The sequence below is a fragment of the Psychrobacter sp. 1U2 genome (genome assembly GCF_051847575.1).
The window spans coordinates 1-887 of sequence record NZ_JBPYDC010000706.1 but is presented as its reverse complement, the minus strand read 5'-3'; the positions used below and the strand labels follow the sequence as shown (position 1 = coordinate 887).

1 protein-coding gene is annotated in these 887 nt (G+C 40.8%); it reads left to right on the top strand.

The window, feature by feature from the left end:
* Window positions 1-258 precede the first annotated feature (258 nt).
* A partial coding sequence (locus tag ACS8FD_RS18220; protein WP_439276888.1) for a histidinol dehydrogenase occupies window positions 259-887 on the top strand: 629 nt, incomplete at its 3' end.

The following is an 887-nucleotide window of genomic DNA, read 5'->3' as shown; positions in this document are numbered from 1 at the left end:
TGATCAATATTGAACGTAGATCATACTTATTATTAATAATATAAAAGGATGTTATGTGAGTTTTAAAACCAGTTTGGCGTTCTATAATGAATATAGCGTGCTAAACTGGTTTTTTAGTAGATAACTACTGAGAAAACTCCATTGTCATTTAGCCAAACTAGCTGTAGTTAATTTATTAGAAGCTACTATTATGGTTTGATTGTTTTCATCATTTTTACTTTCTCAGCAGTCTTTTTGACTTAAACACAGGATTAGATCATGCGCCAGTTGAGTACCCAAGATACCGATTTTGAACAGCAATTGAAGGATCTGCTGGCCTTTGAGACAGTCAACGATGTTGATCTGTTAAAGACTGTCGATGATATTATTACTCAAGTACGTCATGATGGTGATAAGGTGGTGCTAGCATTAACCCAAAAGTTTGATCAGCATCCAGCAACGACGATACAAGAGTTAGAATTGTCTAAACAATCACTCGCTGAAGCTTTTGATAATTTAGACGAAAAAGTAAAGACGGCACTGACTACAGCAGCGACGCGTGTGCAAAGTTTTCACAAACGCCAAATACAAGAGACATGGCAATATGAGGATGAGTTAGGTAATCGCTTAGGTCAAAAAGTCACGCCACTTGATCGCGTGGGTATTTATGTGCCAGGTGGGCTCGCATCTTATCCGTCTTCTGTACTGATGAACGCCATTCCTGCCAAAGTCGCTGGCGTCACAGAAGTTATCATGGTTGTACCAGCTCCCAATGGCGTACTAAACCCCTTAGTATTGGCAGCCGCGCATTTGGCACAAGTCGCTCGCGTGTTTACGATTGGTGGCGCTCAGGCCGTGGCAGCTTTAGCATATGGTACCAAAACTCTTCCAGCGGTAGATAAAATTAC